Origin of the sequence: Photobacterium damselae (genome assembly GCF_003026815.1) — a bacterium.
GTDB lineage: Bacteria > Pseudomonadota > Gammaproteobacteria > Enterobacterales > Vibrionaceae > Photobacterium > Photobacterium damselae.
The window spans coordinates 506589-523175 of record NZ_PYOG01000001.1; the positions used below are offsets into that span (position 1 = coordinate 506589).

Here is a 16587-nt window from a genome sequence, read left to right on the forward strand (position 1 = left end):
ACTTCACATTTTGCAAAGGTTTGCGCAAACGTTACATTCCCAAGAGTGACATAAAGCACTAGAATTCACTCCACAAATCGGGAGGCCAGCGATAGACCCGATAATTCGACACAATTAGCGAGAACACAACCATGCGTAAATCACTAGTAGCACTGAGCGTTTTAGCAGCAACAGCCCTACCATCTGTAGTTAATGCAGCAGACTATTCTGACGATATCCACAAGAATGACTACAAGTGGATGAACTTCAACCTGATGTATGCTCTTGGCGAACTTCCTCGTGCGAAAGATGCACATTCTGGTCACGATTACTTAGAAATGGAATTCGGCGGTCGCTCTGGTGTTATCGACCTTTACGGCTATGTTGATGTGTTCAACCTAACAAATTCTGACAGCCAAGATAAGTCAGGTTCAGACGACAAAATGTTCATGAAGTTTGCACCTCGCTTCTCTCTAGATGGCATGACAGGTAAAGACCTTTCTTTCGGTCCAGTTCAAGAACTTTATATCGCAACTTTGATGAACTGGGGTGGCAATAATGGTGGTGTTAATAACTACTTCATCGGTCTTGGTTCTGATGTAAATGTGCCATGGTTAGGTAAAATTGGCCTAAACCTATACGGTCTATATGATGCAAATATCAAAGACTGGAACGGTTACCAGATCTCAACTAACTGGTTTAAACCTTTCTATACATTTGCTAACGGTACATTCCTATCTTACCAAGGTTACATCGATTACCAATTTGGTATGAAGGATAAGTACTCTTCAGCAAGTAACGGTGGCGCAATGTTTAACGGCCTTTACTGGCATTCAGAGCGTTTTGCTGTAGGTTACGGCCTAAAAGCTTACTACAATGTATACGGTATCAAAGATACTGATGCATTCGAATCTACAGGTGTTGCTCACTACTTCGATATTACTTACAAGTTCTAATTGTCGAAAGCAACATGCTACTGAGGCGCTCATTGAGCGCCTTTTGTTTATCTATGAGTTCTGTTTTTCTCATGCAATCATATATTCCTAAGTAACTTCAAGCAGTGAGGTTACTTGGGTATAGTTTCTATTTAATCGTGCATCAGAAAAGGATCGAAACAGTGAAAATCACCATTGTTGGCGCTGGAGCTATTGGCTCGCTGTGGGGACATCAACTAAACCAGCACCACTTAGTGCAAATGTGGACTCGAACCGATGAACCTCACTACTCATTGACCTTTAAACCTCATGATGCATCCAAGCTTTCGCAGCGACTACAGCTTCCGGCCAACAACCGAGAATGGCTCCGTCAAAGCGATCTGGTTTTGGTTACGGTCAAAGCATTTCAAGTTATTGATGCACTACGCCCTATTTATCAAGATATCAAACCAACTAGCCTGGTTGTTATTATGCATAATGGCATGGGGACTCAGCACTCCGTAACCCAACTGCTTCCCCATCATACAATCGCTTACGCCACCACAGCTCAAGCAGCTTTTAAGCAACATGATATTGTGACTCATACCGGTATTGGTCAAACATGGTTAGGGCTTTTGCAAGGCGAGCAGCAACAAGTAGCCGATTGGGCACAGCAATTTCATCACATTTTGCCTCCTTGCCATTGTCATCCAAATATTCTTGAACCTTTATGGCTAAAGCTTGCCATCAATTGTGCCATTAATCCTCTAACTGCGATTTATCAATGTACTAATGGTCAATTAGACTCGGCTGAACATCAGCAACAAATCACAGCAATTTGCCATGAGGTTGCACAGGTGATGAGTCAAGAGGTCGCGCCCATCACAACAGAAGAGCTGCTAACTCGAGTTAATCAGGTGATTTTAGCAACACAAGCAAATTACTCATCCATGAACCGAGATGTTTTTCACCACCGAACCACTGAAATCGACTATATTACGGGATATCTCATAGAAACAGCACGCCGTCATCACATTGCCTCACCTTATAATGAGAAGCTTTGGCAGCAGATAAAACAATTGGAGCACCACTATCATGACTAACTCAACGCCTCATGTTGTCGTTCTTATCGCACCGGGAACAGAAGAGATGGAAGCGGTAAATAGCATCAATATTTTGCGTCGCGCAGGATTTACTGTGACTACCGCAAGTGCAGCGGGCGATGGCGCTTTGATAGTAGAAGGATCTCGTGGCATAAAATTAGTTGCTGATGTACCATTAATTGATATTGCAGATCAACCCTTTGATTGTGTGGTTTTACCCGGCGGATTAGGGGGCTCTGAATGCTTCCGAGATAGTGATTTAGTAACAGCATTTGTAGAACAACATCATTATGATGGTAAACTTATTGCGGCTATTTGTGCAGCTCCCGCTCTTGTATTGGTTCACCATAATATGATGCCAAAGGCGATAATGACCTGCCATCCAGCTTTTCATGATGCAATTCCTGCCGCACAACTGCGTACTAAACGTGTGGTTTACGACAAAAATCATAATCTACTGACTAGCCAAGGTCCGGGGACTTCACAAGAGTTTGCGTTAGAAATTATTGTCCAACTGGCAGGAAAGGCAAAAGCTGCAGACGTTGCTGGCCCTATGGTTGTGTGGCCAAACATGCACTACGATGTTTTACCATCTGGTCATAACTCATAACAAGTTAACTGTACAAGATTGCATCTAGGGATAACGAAATAGCTCAAAAGAAAAAGGCGAGAAACAATCACTGCTCTCGCCTTTTATTATTCTGCTAAATCTAGCTATCTGCCGGACTTATTTTACGGACGATATACTTTAACGTTATCAAAACCGTTTTCTTTTAAGTATAACGCTTGTAGTCGGCTCATTACGCCACGCGCACAGTACAGCAGGTAAGTCTTATCTTGTGGTAAGTCGCCAAACTGAGTCGCCAACTTGTAGAATGGAAGATGTTTAACTTCAACACCATCGATTTCTAATGGGCTTTCATCTTCTTCATCAGGGCTACGAATATCAAGAACCACAGCACCGCCTGCGATTTCTGATACTAATTCAACTTCTGGAGCTTGCTCTTGGCTCTGTTTCTCGATGTCGCGAATATCCATTACACGCGCCTCTTTCACTACACGATCAAGAATAGAGAAATCAAACTTCGCTTCTTCTGTTTCCAATTTCTCTTTTACCGCTTTAACCGTCGGCTTTTTCGAGATCACACCACAGAATTCAGGCATGGTTTTGGCAAAATCTTCCGTACCAATGTGACGAGCCATATTGATAATATCTTCTTTATCCCAGTTAATCAGAGGACGAAGAATCAATGTATCAGTAACACCATCGATATGACGTAGGTTAGTCAGAGTTTGACTCGATACCTGACCTAACGCCTCACCAGTAACGAGAGCTTGAATACCAAAATGCTCAGCGACCTGACCTGCGGCACGCATAAACATACGCTTAAGCACCACGCCCATCTGGCCGTCATCTACTTTTTCAAGGATCTCCGCAACAACAGGCTCAAAATCTACCGCGATAAATTTCACTTTGGCAGAGGAACCGTATTTGTTCCAAAGGAAGTGAGAAACTTGTTTTACGCCAATTTCGTGCGCAGGACCACCTAGATTAAAGAAGCAGTAGTGAACCTTTGAACCACGCTTAATATGTAGGTAGCTAGAAACACCTGAGTCGAAACCACCTGAAATAAGGCTTAGTACATCTTCTTGAGTACCTAGAGGGAAACCACCAAGACCTTGATGACGCTCAAGCACTAAGTTTAGGTTCTCACGCTCAACTTCGATATTAACAGTTACATCTGGGTTTTTAAGCTTAACGCGCGCAGTTTCAATATTCTGATTTAAACCGCCACCAACGTAACGCTCTAACTCAATAGAGGTAAAGTCATGCTGACCAGTACGTTTAGCACGAACGCAGAATGTTTTACCTTCAAGGTTTGGCGCAACTAGAGCGAAAGTTTGCTCATAAATATCATGAAGATCTTTAAATTCCATTTGCTGAACTTCAAGTACATGATGAATACCTGGTGTCTGGGTTAGCGTTGCTACAATAGCTTCGCGCTTTGCCGTATCAGGTTCAGTCACTTCTAGGTGAAAACGACGGTTGTAAATCGATACAGTGTCAGATTGACGTTTTAGAATAATACGAAGATTAGATTCTAAAATTTTAATAAAGCGCTTACGTACTGAATCGCTTTTAACAAAGATCTCTGGATGGGGCTTAACAATAAATTTCATAACACGCTTCGCTTCACTGAGCTTAAAGTACTAAACGGAATCAAAACCGTGGATTATACAGCATGGTTCAGCTCATAGAAACCGCATTAACCCGATAACCGTTTGTTTCATAATTAACACGGTTGATAACATCTCAATTTACTATAGATGATATTTTTCGTTGCCGTGAATATCTATTGAGTGTGCTCAGCTGTCATGGGTGGAACCGAATCAACACTAATGGGATCGGAATAATAAGGTTTACCTTGCATAATAGAAATCTCAACTCGACGATTACGCTTGCGCCCTTCAGCCGTATCATTGCTGGCAATAGGTGCAGTATCAGCCAATCCCACCACTTGCATCCGATGCTGATCAAAGCCAGTAACTTTTGCCATTTCTTGCGCAACTGATACTGCACGCTGTGCCGAAATATCCCAATTAGAACGGTATAACTCGGATTCAACAGGGCGATCATCTGTATGACCACTAATTCGAACAGTACCAGGGACATCTTTTACCAGACTGGCAACTTGGCGGACAAGCGGGCGAAACTTAGGTTGAAGAAACGCTGAACCTTCAGGAAATGCACCTTGTTCTTTGATTCGAATAACCAGTTGTTGGCCAAAGTTTTCGATCTCAACATTACCCTCTTCAATTTCTCGCTCTATCGCCTTATTGAGCACTTTTTCTAGTTGCTTAAGAGAGTCCGAGGCATTTTGGTCTTGATCTTGTTGCTGAGTTTTATTTTTCTTATCAGCTTGCCCACCGGTGAGAGTGCCAGCAGAGCGTTCGGTGCCACCAGCCTTATCGGACTCACCTTCATGAAAGTCCAATGTTCTTTGGGTCATATCAATGGTCTGCTGCATAATCACTTCAATTGGCGTAGGCTCAGGTCGACCTGGTCTAAACTCTTGCGCGATCACACTAGTACCCTTAGGAATATCATTAATATCCAATAGGTTTTGTACACCAAAGGCGTTTTTCATCGAGCCAGCAATCTGTTTAAACTTCATTACATCCATTTCAGAAAACGAAAGAAGTAAGACAAAAAAGCACATTAACAAGGTCGCAAGATCGGCAAATGTAGCCATCCAAGCTGGCGCCCCACTCTGTTTTTTGCTGCTTTCAATTTCCATGAACTGACCTTATAGATCCATTGCCGTAACGCGTTTTTTCTCATGCAGGTAGTTTTTCAAATACCCATCAATCACTCGTGGGTTTTGACCATCCTGAATGGCTAAAACACCGTCTAAAATCAATCGGCGGTTAAGCCTTTCCTGATCTTTACGAAGTGAGAGTTTATCTGCGATAGGGAGTGCAACCATGTTGGCAAGGATTGAACCATAGAGTGTGGTTAATAAGGCAACAGCCATAGCAGGACCGATCGATTTAGGATCATCCATATTCGACAGCATCGCAACTAAGCCGATTAAGGTACCAATCATCCCCATCGCTGGACCCACATCACCAAATGACGTGAAAATACCAATCCCCTGCTCATGGCGCTCATGAGTAAGCGAGATGTCTTTTTGTAATGTCGCTCGAACTACATCGGCATCGTGTCCGTCAACTAATAAATCAATGCCCTTGCGCAAAAAAGGATTATCAATCTCCATCTCTTCTAGCGCTAAAAAGCCGCCTTTACGAGCAGCATCGGCCATTTCTACAATTTTAGCGATTAGCTCTTCTGGATTATCCGTTTTGTACATGAAGGCTTTAGCAGCAATTTTTGTAGCCCCGAGAAACTGACCAATACTGTATTTCATAAGGACAACAAATGTTGTTCCTCCAAATACAATGAGGACTGACGGCACATCAAAAAACATACCTAGACTGCCACCAAGCAACATCGCCATTACAATAAAAGCAAATGCACCCAGCATGCCTATAAGGGTAGCTAAATCCACAAATCCACCTCAAAACCCTATCTGTGTACGCAATCTCATATCCATTGGGATAAAAAAACAGCAATTGCGCGTCAAAAATTTTATCTCTGTAGGAGTATCGGCACTTTTCTCATTTCATTTAGCTTTCTTGTGGCAAAATATGAAAATTCCTATATATGAAGCACAATACTGTGAGATAATTTGACGCTAATCAGTCTCTACGTTATTTTTCGTGCACTTAGAAAATAGTGAGCATCAATATGGCAGCTAAAAAACCAGAAAATATGGCCTTTGAAGAGGCGCTTGACGAACTAGACTTAATTGTAAATGAGTTAGAGTCAGGCAATATTGCTCTAGAAGACGCATTAAAAAAATTCGAACGAGGTATTGCCCTTGCTCGTAGCAGCCAACAGAAACTCACTCAAGCCGAACAACGTGTCGAAATCTTGCTACAAGCAGACGATGAAGCTCCTTTGACCGAATTTGATGTAAATGATGACTAATTCTTCTCTTCTGCAATTATTACAGCATTATCAAGAGCGAAATAATCAGCAACTAACCCATTGGTTAGATGCTCAACCTTTTGCTGACCAAACACTACTTAAAGCGATGAAATACGGTGCGCTTCTTGGTGGTAAACGAGTTCGTCCATTTTTGACTTATGTCACAGGTAATATGCTCGGAGTCAATGAGGAAAACCTTGATACTCCAGCCGCAGCTATTGAATGCATTCATGCCTATTCTCTCATTCATGATGATCTGCCTGCGATGGACGATGATGAGTTACGTCGAGGACAACCAACTTGCCATATTGCTTTTGATGAAGCGACCGCCGTTCTTGCTGGCGATGCTTTACAAACCTTGGCATTTGAAATTCTCGCTGAAGGTACATTAAGTATTGATGGCGAATCACAACGCATCAAGATGATAAAAGAGCTAGCACAAGCATCCGGGGCTGCCGGTATGTGTATGGGACAAGCCCTTGATCTTGATGGTGAAGGAAAACATCTGGGATTAACCCAGTTAGAACAGATACATAAGCATAAAACTGGAGCACTCATTCGCTGTGCTGTCCGCCTAGGGGCTCTTGCTGCAGGCGAAAAAGGTTTGGAGATATTACCTCAACTTAACACATATGCAGAGGCAATTGGGTTAGCATTCCAAGTTCAAGACGATATCCTAGATGTTATTAGTGACACTGAAACGCTAGGCAAACCACAAGGTTCAGATATTGCTCTTGATAAAAGCACTTATCCTGCTTTACTTGGTCTAGAGGGAGCGCAACAAAAAGCGCAGCAACTCTATCAAGAAGCCGTACAAGCACTTGAAGCCATTCCTTATGACACAACTCAGTTAGAAGTTTTTGCTCGTTATCTTATCGAACGTAAGAACTAAAATAAGTACAAGCGCCGAACAGTTATGACTTTAGACATCTCGAAATACCCCCATTTGGCCTTAGCAGATACGCCAGATGAACTACGACTATTACCCATCGACAGTCTTCCGCAAGTCTGTGACGAATTACGCACTTACTTACTGAAATCTGTTAGTCAAACCAGTGGACATTTTGCTTCTGGCTTAGGGGTGGTAGAACTTACTGTTGCTCTGCATTACGTCTACAACACCCCATTTGATCATCTAATTTGGGACGTAGGCCATCAAGCGTACCCACATAAAATTCTAACGGGTCGTCGCGAACGCATGAATACCATTCGCCAAAAAGGTGGGGTTCACCCGTTCCCATGGCGAGAAGAGAGCGAGTATGACGTCTTGTCTGTTGGTCACTCTTCAACCTCTATTAGCGCCGCTCTTGGTATGGCTATTGCCGCCGAAAAAGAAGGGCTTGGTCGTAAGGTAGTTAGCGTCATTGGTGATGGTGCAATTACTGCGGGTATGGCTTTCGAAGCAATGAACCACGCTGGCGATATTCATTCAGATATGCTTGTTATCTTGAATGATAATGAGATGTCGATTTCAGAAAATGTCGGAGCTCTAAATAATCACCTAGCCCGTTTACTGTCTGGTAATTTCTACACTTCTATTCGAGAAGGTGGCAAGAAAGTACTCGCAGGTGCGCCACCAATCAAAGAAATGGTTAAACGTGCCGAAGAACATATCAAAGGCATGGTAGCGCCTGGGACTTTATTTGAAGAAATGGGCTTTAATTACATCGGCCCTATCGATGGTCACGATATTCATGAGCTGGTTAAAACCATTAAGAATATGAAAAATCTTAAAGGTCCTCAGTTCTTACATATTATGACCAAGAAAGGGAAAGGCTATGCACCAGCAGAGGCCGATCCGATTAATTATCATGCTGTACCTAAGTTTGATCTATCAGAAAAACCGCTACCGAAAGCAAAAAATGCAAAACCAACCTTTTCCAATATTTTTGGTGATTGGTTATGCGATATGGCAGCACAAGATGACAAACTGATGGCCATCACTCCTGCAATGCGTGAAGGCTCTGGTATGGTTCGTTTTTCCAAAGAGTATCCAGAACAGTATTTTGATGTTGCTATCGCCGAGCAGCATGCCGTCACTCTAGCGACAGGTATGGCTATTGGTGGTTACCACCCGATCGTTGCCATCTATTCAACCTTCTTGCAGCGTGGTTATGATCAATTGATTCATGATGTTGCCATTATGGATCTTCCGGTCATGTTCGCGATTGATCGTGGTGGACTAGTCGGTGCCGACGGTCAGACTCACCAAGGTGCGTTCGATCTAAGCTTTATGCGCTGCATTCCTAATATGGTCATCATGACACCAAGTGATGAAAATGAGTGTCGTCAAATGCTCTATACTGGTCACAAACATCAAGGACCATCTGCCGTTCGCTATCCACGTGGTAGTGGTATGGGCGTTGATGTTCAGCAAGAGATGACTGAACTTGAAATCGGTAAAGGTATTGTGCGCCGCCAAGGTGAAAAAGTCGCAATTTTAAACTTTGGTACTATGCTTGAGTATGCTTTAGAGGCGGCTGAAAACCTGAATGCGACTGTTGCTGATATGCGCTTTGTAAAACCATTAGATGAAGCGTTAATCCTCGAACTTGCCGCGACTCATGACGTCCTTGTTACTGTTGAGGAAAATGCCATTGCCGGTGGTGCTGGTGCAGGCGTGATTGAATTTCTAATGCAGCAAAAGCAGATTAAGCCAGTACTCAATATCGGTTTACCAGATCGATTTATTGAACAAGGTACTCAAGCCGAACTGCATCAAATGCTGGAAATTGATGGTCCAGGCATTGAGAAACAGATCCGTGAATATCTAGCAAAATAATTACCACTGATATTTACCCTGTCATTAAGGCTTACTTCATTTGGGGTAAGCCTTTTCTTTTTTTATCTCTACTTTCCTTTTTGCTATCTCCTTGCAGAAACAAACGACAACCTTCCATTTAAGGCTCTGTTCCGTCATAACGTTTAAGCACAATTCCTTCATAACCTTTGATTGAAATTTGTTGGCTTGCTGGAGACAAGGTCCCATCAAAATTCACCCGTTGATATAGCTCTGGCAGTTCTATATTTATTGGTTCAACTTGGTAAAAACTAGACTGCTTAGCCTCTCGACTCGCGCGATATAAAACCAACCCTTTGCTATATTGACGCGCAATCACACCTTCTTTGGGTATATCATCCCACCAGCCATCACGTTTCAACCAGAACCAATGTGAGGGATAAATTGGAATCGTACCTAGTTGAGTATCTTGACTGTTAGCTTTCGCTTTTTCTGAAACCCATTTCACTAACCGATAGCCATCTGGAGGCAACGTAGGCTCACCAATATCAACCGCTAACATATGTTGCGGATAATAAGCCCAATTTTTAGGGACACCCGATTGATACCACGTTGAACTAACTGGATTTTGTGGATTAAATTTCGTATTGCCGCTGCCATAAACAAAGGTTTGATTCCAACTGTGGTAATAGGTCTGTTGTGGAACATTGAACAAATAATAGAGCGCAAGGCCTGTAGTGATATCTTGCTGCCAAGCCTGCTGTTGTGATGGGTACTGTTGACTTAAACCCGTCTTAGTCGAACTCATAACTAAGCTGATATCCCCCTGAGCCATTAACGCAAAATGCTCCCAATAATGTTGTAATTGAGCCAACCCTATCGCCGGATATAGATAGTGCTCTCGTAACCAAACATTCACGACTTGCTTTAATTCTTGCGGCCAAGCTTGGTATTGCCATAAATTTAACTCAGAAATATTAGCCGCTAAATATTGGGTTTTGGTTTGATGCTTTATTTCAGTAAAAAATTGCGCCAATTGCTGACCATATTTCTGCTCAGCATCCAGTTCTCCAGCAATGAGAGGAACCATTTCGCGGATCAGACCCCCTTGAAATAGCGTAAACTGATTCTTGCCAAGCAGTTTTGCCATATCATCGTTATACGCCCCACTTAAACCTTGTCGCTGCCAATCAAACTGATACCAACTAGCATGGAGCTGATTAAATTTAGCGTCGGAAAAATTGGTTCGATACCAGCAGCTACCACTCCACATTTTGCCAGTGGGGATCAAACGTGCCTGGTGAGGAAATCGAGCACTGGCTTTTTTATTTGCTCGCTGTTGCCACTCTTTGCTATCGATATAACCATCACTGTCACGATCATTGGCCGGATCCCAACCTGGAAAAACCATCACAGTTTGATCATCATAACTATCAAGTTCTAACCATGGCTCAGTTGCAATACGTTCAACTTGAGTTGGCTCAGACCAAGTAAGTTGTAAACTCCAAGGGCGAAAACCCGCTTGTAAGCTTTTATCACCCGTATTAAGAGAGCGCCCCCGATAAACAGGCCGATTATTCAACAATGAAAAAGGTCGACTAAGCTGTGCCAACCATCCTTGATCAGTTTGTTGCCATTGTATGGTTATTTCTCGCCACTCTTTTATCGCACTGTCCTCATCTAAAATTGGAATACTAATGCGAGGCGGTTTAGATGCAGTAACTAAGAGTGAGGTTATCGGATAAGCAAAATGAGTGATCAGTTGATCATTGACTTGTATTTGCAGCGGTAAACGAGCAGTTGCGTAATTTTGTTGATGAACATACAGAGAAAGAAGTGGTTCACCTTGTAACAGATAATGAAGCCCCGAACTTAAGTCAGGGAGAGCAACAATTGTGTCTTGCTGATAATGTAAAAAAGCGGTTTCTAGGGGAATGTCTTGTTGATAAGCCCTATCAGCAATCCATCCTAGTTGTTCATCTGGGCGACAATCAAATTTATGGGCATACATATAACCAATAGCAACCGTATTTTTGTTGGCGGTCAAATCTTGTAAACTACCAAATACCATATCAGTTTGTGTCGCTTCCCATTTTCTCACGCTATCTATTGTCGTAAAGGGGCTATGTTGACTATCGGGATGTTGCCAACTTCCGGTCAGTACCCAAGCCGTTAGCGTTGAGGGGGTTGACTTTGCAACCACACAACTTGCAACAAGCAATCCTATCCCTAGTATGAGCTTTTTCATTACTGTCCTTAACTACTAACTCCTATGTTAAGACTAGTATGAATAAAACTAAATTGAGCCCATACCCTCAATTTTTTATAGCGGAAAAACACTGAGTAAAAAAGTGCGATAGAGTACGTTCGTGTTTAATTCAGATGGCAATCATGATGAGCGATTCCCTATTAATTTTACTATTAGTGGGTTACTTTGGTATCCCAGCGATGTTCTTTTGTATCGTCACCCTTGAACAATTAGAAATAGGCCAAACTAATTTATACAAAGTACTCGCGGTTCTGTTTTTCCCAACATTCGCATTTTCTTATGTTCTTTGCCGTCTTTTAAGTGGTAACTCATCATTCAGTCAAAAACTTTCTGATTGGTTACTAAAAAAAGCAGATAGTTAGCTCTAAGAACACTTAAATACTCGGCTATATTTGGACATAAAAAGACCCCCAATAATTGGAGTCCAACTATTGGGGGTCACTTCAACTTCAAGGCTCTTTTTCATTTCTAGATTCTGGTGAAAGATTACAAACCTAACCAATAGCCAACAAACCATAGGCTGATCATTGCCATAAAGCCAGCAACGATATCATCAATCATAATGCCAAACCCCCCACTTACATGCTTATCGAGCCAACTAATCGGCCACGGTTTTAACATGTCAAAAAAGCGAAAGAGAATAAATCCAGCTAAGATCCATTGCCAGCTAATGGTTGGAGCAATGGCCATCGTAATCCAAAAACCGACAAACTCATCCCAAACAATACTGCCGTGATCGTGCACTTTCATATCGTCAGAGGTTTTTTGGCAGATGGTGACACCAATAATCGCGGCAATCACAATAGCAAATAGATAAAGTAAAAAAGGTAACTGAGCTAAAACCCAGTAAAGTGGGATTGCAGCGAGCGTACCAACCGTACCTGGTACAATCGGAGCTAAACCACTACCAAATCCAGTCGCTAATAAGTGCCAAGGATTACTCAGCTTAATTAAATCTTTGGGATTGCTCACTGCTTTCTTCCTTTTATCTTTCTACTAAAACGTATATCAATTGTTTTGATGGGCAAAATGATCCCACCCAGTTAGCTGCCAATCAAGTTCGACATCTGAATTTTTTAGTGTAACCCCTAGGGCTGGAACTAATTGTCCAATACAAGTTACTTTTACTCCTGCATGGGCCAGAGCTGTATCTAAAGCGCCACGATTATGTTCAGGAACAGTAAAACATAATTCATACTCTTCACCACTGGTCAGTGCAAGCTTTTGTGCTTGCTCTACATTGTGTCCAGCAAACTGCAGCAATTCAGGAGAGAGGGGCAGTTTTGTCACATCAATTTCAGCGCCAACTTGTGATTGCTTTAAAATATGCCCTAAATCGGAAATGAGTCCATCAGAGATATCTAACGCCGCCGATGCAATGCCTCGTAGCGCTTGACCTGCTAAAACTCTGGGCTGTGATATATAGTGACGCTGAACTAGTGTTTCAGCAAGAGAAGAAGATAAACCGTTTTCTTGCCCTAAAATAACGGCTAAGCCTGCCGCGCTGTCTCCTAAGTTACCCGTGACATAAATCCAGTCGCCAGCTTTCGCTCCTCGGCGAGTAAGTGCTTGGCCATGAGGAATAAAACCTTGCACCGTTAACGTTAAACTTAGCGGCCCTTTGGTGGTATCTCCACCAATCAACTCAATATTGTAATATTCAGCTAAAGCAAAAAAGCCGCGACAAAACTCACTTAACCAAGTTTCATCAGGCTCTGGCATTGTTAAAGCCAGAGAGACCCACGCCGGAGTCGCCCCCATTGCAGCTAAATCACTAATGTTGGACGCGAGAGCTTTGTGAGCCACAAGAGCGGGATCAGCATCAGCTAAAAAATGTGTTCCCGCAACAAGGCTATCGGTACTAACCGCCAGATGGCAACCAGCAGGTACTTCTAATAAAGCACAATCATCACCGATAGAGAGGGTAACATCTTTACGATTTACCGCCTGATTTTCAAAGTAGCGTGTTATCAATTCAAATTCATTACGAGCCATTGTTCTGGTCCTTGTCTCTCAAACAGCTAGAAAAAAGGCCAGCAAAGCTGGCCTTTTTATTATTCGAATCTGTACGCAGATAAATTACTTATCTTTACGAAGTGATGGTGCTGCTTTATCTAGAACACCATTAACGAATTTGTGGCTATCTTCAGCACCGAATAGCTTAGCTAGTTCGATAGCTTCATTGATAACAACTTTGAATGGTACGTCTTCACGTTTAACCATTTCGTACATTGCTAGACGAAGAAGCGCAAGTTCCATCTGGTCTAGATCCTGAAGCGGACGAGACAAGTATGGACGCATTTTGCTATCTAGGTCCTGATGGTTTAGCACTACGCCAGTGAATAGATCACGGAAGTAGTTAACATCAGTATGAGGCGCTGCAAGAACAGGCGCTTCTGCTTGGTATTCTTCTTCTTCAAACTTATCGCCAGAAAGGAAATGTTGTTCGATATCAGCAATATCACCTTGAGTAATTTGCCAAGAATAAATTGCTTGTACAGCAAACTGACGTGCATTACGACGCGCGGCTGGTTTCACACTAACCCCCATTAGGATTCAATTTGGGACAGGACATTCACCATTTCGAGCGCGCTTAGTGCAGCCTCTGCCCCTTTATTACCAGCCTTGGTACCGGCACGCTCAATGGCTTGTTCGATAGAGTCTACAGTCAACACACCAAAAGCAACAGGTGTATTGTACTCAAGAGCTACTTGAGCTAGACCTTTGTTACACTCACCGGCAACATAATCAAAATGAGGTGTACCACCACGGATTACAGAACCAAGAGCAACGATAGCGTCATAACGATCACTTTTCGCCACTTGTTGTGCAACTAATGGTAGTTCATAAGCACCTGGGCAACGAACAACAGTGATATTGTCATCGCTAACCTGACCTTGACGTTTCAGCGCATCTAGTGCACCTGAAAGTAGGCTTTCGTTAATAAAGCTATTGAAGCGTGAAATTACGATAGCAACTTTTGCATTTGGTGCCGCGATGGCGCCTTCAATTACCTTCATGGGCCTTCCTGTGACTATGTGTTTTTTCCGGAATGAGAAACCGCGGGAGTCTATCACACTTTTATTGAAAACTGCTAGGCAAAGCCAAGGTTTCACCGGAATTGTTACGATTTATAGTAAAAAAGCAGCAAGAGCAAAGAAACACTTTCAATTTTTCTATGCTTTCAGAGTGAATACTCAACTCTTGCGCTCCAACAATTGTTTAAAAGTTATTCGCAAATATATTCGCTAACTTCTAGACCAAAGCCTGATAGTGAATGATAACGCTGATTACTTGAAGATAATAGGCGCATTTTACCCACGCCTAAATCAGCAAGAATCTGCGAACCCACACCCACTTGGCGAGATTGCGCTTTAGGGTTAAATTTCACCATAGGTTGGCCAGCAGCTTCTGCAGCCAAACTTTTCACCTTAGCAACGATAGATTCTTGGCTCTCTTGCTTACTTAAGATCACCAAGACACCATTTTCTGCGGCAATACGAGCCATTGCAGAAGGTAACGTCCACTGAGTTGCGCCACTGTGTAGAATATCTTTAAAAGTATCTTGAGCATGAACGCGAACCAACGTAGGTTCCGATTGATGGATCTCACCTTTAGATAGCGCGTAATGTATTGCGTTATCGATTTTATCGCGGTAAGTCACCATATTAAATTCGCCAAATTCTGTCGGTAACTGGCACTCAGCAATACGTTCAATAGTGGTTTCGTTATTATTGCGGTACTCAATCAGATCAGCAATTGTACCCAACTTCAAGCCATGCTTTTCGGCAAAAACTTCAAGCTGAGGTCGGCGCGCCATTGTGCCATCTTCATTTAAGATCTCAACAATCACACTTGATGGTTCAAGGCCAGCTAAACGAGCTACATCACAACCAGCTTCAGTATGACCTGCACGAGTTAATACGCCACCTTCTTGCGCCATCAATGGGAAAATATGACCAGGCATAACGATGTCAGCTGAGGTCGCATCTGCGGCTACTGCTGCTTGTACGGTTGTCGCACGATCGGCAGCTGAAATACCCGTGGTAACCCCTTCAGCAGCCTCAATAGAAATGGTAAATGGCGTACCAAACTGCTCAGTATTATCCTTTACCATCAAAGGTAAATTCAGCTTCTGACAACGCGCTTTGCTTAGGGTTAGACAGATCAAGCCACGACCATGAGTTGCCATAAAGTTGATCGCATCTGGAGTGATTTTTTCTGCCGCAATAATAAGGTCGCCTTCATTTTCACGATCCTCATCATCCATTAAAATCACCATTTTGCCTTGGCGAATGTCTTCAATAATCTCTTGTGCGCTACTTAAAGCCATATTCTCACCTATACCAATCTGTTCTGATTATCCTAAAAAACCACTGCGAGCTAGAAGATCCATAGTGACACTTGGCTCTTTTTCTGCCGCCTTTGGTCCAAGCATCAAACGTTCTAAATAACGGGCTATAACATCAACCTCAATATTGATCTGACGTCCAACTTTAAACGATTCCATCGTCGTTTCAGCCGCTGTATGAGGAACAATGGTCAATTTAAATTCATCACCACGAATCGCATTCACCGTTAAGCTAATACCATCAATGGCAATCGAGCCTTTTTCAGCAATGTATTGCGCTAAATGACTTGGCGCTTTAATCCAAAATTCGATGGCACGACCGGTATGAGTGCGTTCAATTACTTCAGCAACGGCATCAACATGACCAGAAACCATATGCCCACCAAAACGTGTTGTTGGCAACATGGCTTTTTCTAAGTTTACGGCTTGCCCTGCTTTGTAATTGGCAAATGCGGTTCTTTTTAACGTTTCAAGGGATAAATCGGCGACATATCCCTTGCCTGTTAATTGCACTACAGTCAGACACACACCATTTGTCGCGATACTGTCACCGAGTTTTACATCGGATAAATCTAATTTACCTGAATCTACTGTAACGGAGATATCAGCCCCTTTAGGAGTCAGGGCGGTAATCGTACCGACAGCTTCAATAATGCCAGTAAACATATGTGTTGTTCCT

17 protein-coding genes are annotated in these 16587 nt (G+C 42.7%); 7 read left to right on the forward strand and 10 right to left on the reverse strand.

Annotation, left to right across the window (positions count from 1 at the left end; translation table 11 throughout):
- Positions 1 to 131: 131 nt before the first annotated feature.
- From CTN07_RS02345 to CTN07_RS02355, 3 genes are all read left to right on the forward strand, one after another.
- The gene (locus CTN07_RS02345; protein ID WP_005300650.1) at positions 132 to 935 is read left to right on the forward strand and encodes a nucleoside-specific channel-forming Tsx family protein; all 804 of its coding nucleotides are present in this window, start codon (positions 132 to 134) and stop codon (positions 933 to 935) included.
- A gap of 161 nt (positions 936 to 1096) precedes the next feature.
- Positions 1097 to 1996, forward strand: coding sequence for a 2-dehydropantoate 2-reductase (locus tag CTN07_RS02350; protein WP_005300653.1), 900 nt, complete (start codon positions 1097 to 1099; stop codon positions 1994 to 1996).
- Complete coding sequence (locus CTN07_RS02355) at positions 1989 to 2606, forward strand: DJ-1 family glyoxalase III (RefSeq protein WP_005300656.1); 618 nt, start codon at positions 1989 to 1991, stop codon at positions 2604 to 2606. Before CTN07_RS02350 ends, CTN07_RS02355 begins: the two co-directional genes overlap by 8 nt.
- A gap of 122 nt (positions 2607 to 2728) precedes the next feature.
- On the opposite strand, the gene thiI is transcribed toward CTN07_RS02355, so the two are convergent.
- From thiI to pomA, 3 genes are all read right to left on the reverse strand, one after another.
- Positions 2729 to 4177, reverse strand: a complete 1449-nt coding sequence (gene thiI / locus CTN07_RS02360) for a tRNA uracil 4-sulfurtransferase ThiI (RefSeq protein ID WP_005300659.1) — start codon at positions 4175 to 4177, stop codon at positions 2729 to 2731.
- Between the two features lie 173 nt (positions 4178 to 4350).
- On the reverse strand, positions 4351 to 5295 hold the full coding sequence (locus tag CTN07_RS02365) for a flagellar motor protein MotB (RefSeq protein ID WP_005300662.1): 945 nt from the start codon (positions 5293 to 5295) through the stop codon (positions 4351 to 4353).
- 9 nt (positions 5296 to 5304) lie between these two features.
- Positions 5305 to 6066 carry a flagellar motor protein PomA gene (gene pomA, locus CTN07_RS02370; protein WP_005300665.1) on the reverse strand — a complete coding sequence of 254 codons (762 nt, stop codon included), beginning with the start codon at positions 6064 to 6066 and terminating at the stop codon, positions 5305 to 5307.
- Positions 6067 to 6305: 239 nt separating this feature from the next.
- Between pomA and xseB the strand changes: the two genes are divergently transcribed.
- From xseB to dxs, 3 genes are read left to right on the forward strand one after another with little or no spacing between them, the layout of a single operon-like run.
- The gene (gene xseB / locus CTN07_RS02375; RefSeq protein WP_005300667.1) at positions 6306 to 6548 is read left to right on the forward strand and encodes an exodeoxyribonuclease VII small subunit; all 243 of its coding nucleotides are present in this window, start codon (positions 6306 to 6308) and stop codon (positions 6546 to 6548) included.
- Positions 6541 to 7440: a (2E,6E)-farnesyl diphosphate synthase gene (gene ispA, locus CTN07_RS02380; protein ID WP_005300670.1), complete on the forward strand. Its 900-nt coding sequence runs from the start codon at positions 6541 to 6543 to the stop codon at positions 7438 to 7440. Before xseB ends, ispA begins: the two co-directional genes overlap by 8 nt.
- Before the next feature lie 24 nt (positions 7441 to 7464).
- Positions 7465 to 9330, forward strand: coding sequence for a 1-deoxy-D-xylulose-5-phosphate synthase (gene dxs / locus CTN07_RS02385; protein ID WP_036764291.1), 1866 nt, complete (start codon positions 7465 to 7467; stop codon positions 9328 to 9330).
- Between the two features lie 118 nt (positions 9331 to 9448).
- Here the strand turns inward: dxs and CTN07_RS02390 are convergent, their stop codons facing one another.
- Complete coding sequence (locus CTN07_RS02390; protein WP_005300675.1) at positions 9449 to 11536, reverse strand: hypothetical protein; 2088 nt, start codon at positions 11534 to 11536, stop codon at positions 9449 to 9451.
- Between the two features lie 143 nt (positions 11537 to 11679).
- On the opposite strand from CTN07_RS02390, the gene CTN07_RS02395 reads away from it, so the two are divergent.
- Entirely contained in the window at positions 11680 to 11919 is a 240-nt protein-coding gene (locus CTN07_RS02395) for a hypothetical protein (protein WP_044176367.1), read from the forward strand.
- A gap of 124 nt (positions 11920 to 12043) precedes the next feature.
- On the opposite strand, the gene pgpA is transcribed toward CTN07_RS02395, so the two are convergent.
- The 6 genes from pgpA to CTN07_RS02435 all read right to left on the reverse strand — a co-directional run bounded on the left by pgpA (position 12044) and on the right by CTN07_RS02435 (position 16574).
- On the reverse strand, positions 12044 to 12529 hold the full coding sequence (gene pgpA, locus CTN07_RS02405) for a phosphatidylglycerophosphatase A (protein WP_036764294.1): 486 nt from the start codon (positions 12527 to 12529) through the stop codon (positions 12044 to 12046).
- Positions 12530 to 12565: 36 nt separating this feature from the next.
- The gene (gene thiL, locus CTN07_RS02410; protein WP_005300677.1) at positions 12566 to 13552 is read right to left on the reverse strand and encodes a thiamine-phosphate kinase; all 987 of its coding nucleotides are present in this window, start codon (positions 13550 to 13552) and stop codon (positions 12566 to 12568) included.
- Between the two features lie 84 nt (positions 13553 to 13636).
- Complete coding sequence (gene nusB, locus CTN07_RS02415) at positions 13637 to 14107, reverse strand: transcription antitermination factor NusB (protein ID WP_036764295.1); 471 nt, start codon at positions 14105 to 14107, stop codon at positions 13637 to 13639.
- Positions 14107 to 14577, reverse strand: coding sequence for a 6,7-dimethyl-8-ribityllumazine synthase (gene ribH / locus CTN07_RS02420; protein WP_005300681.1), 471 nt, complete (start codon positions 14575 to 14577; stop codon positions 14107 to 14109). The genes nusB and ribH overlap by 1 nt, the downstream gene beginning before the upstream one ends.
- 209 nt (positions 14578 to 14786) lie before the next feature.
- Positions 14787 to 15890, reverse strand: coding sequence for a bifunctional 3,4-dihydroxy-2-butanone-4-phosphate synthase/GTP cyclohydrolase II (gene ribBA, locus CTN07_RS02430; protein WP_005300684.1), 1104 nt, complete (start codon positions 15888 to 15890; stop codon positions 14787 to 14789).
- A 27-nt stretch (positions 15891 to 15917) separates the two neighbouring features.
- Entirely contained in the window at positions 15918 to 16574 is a 657-nt protein-coding gene (locus CTN07_RS02435) for a riboflavin synthase (protein ID WP_005300686.1), read from the reverse strand.
- Positions 16575 to 16587 lie beyond the last annotated feature (13 nt).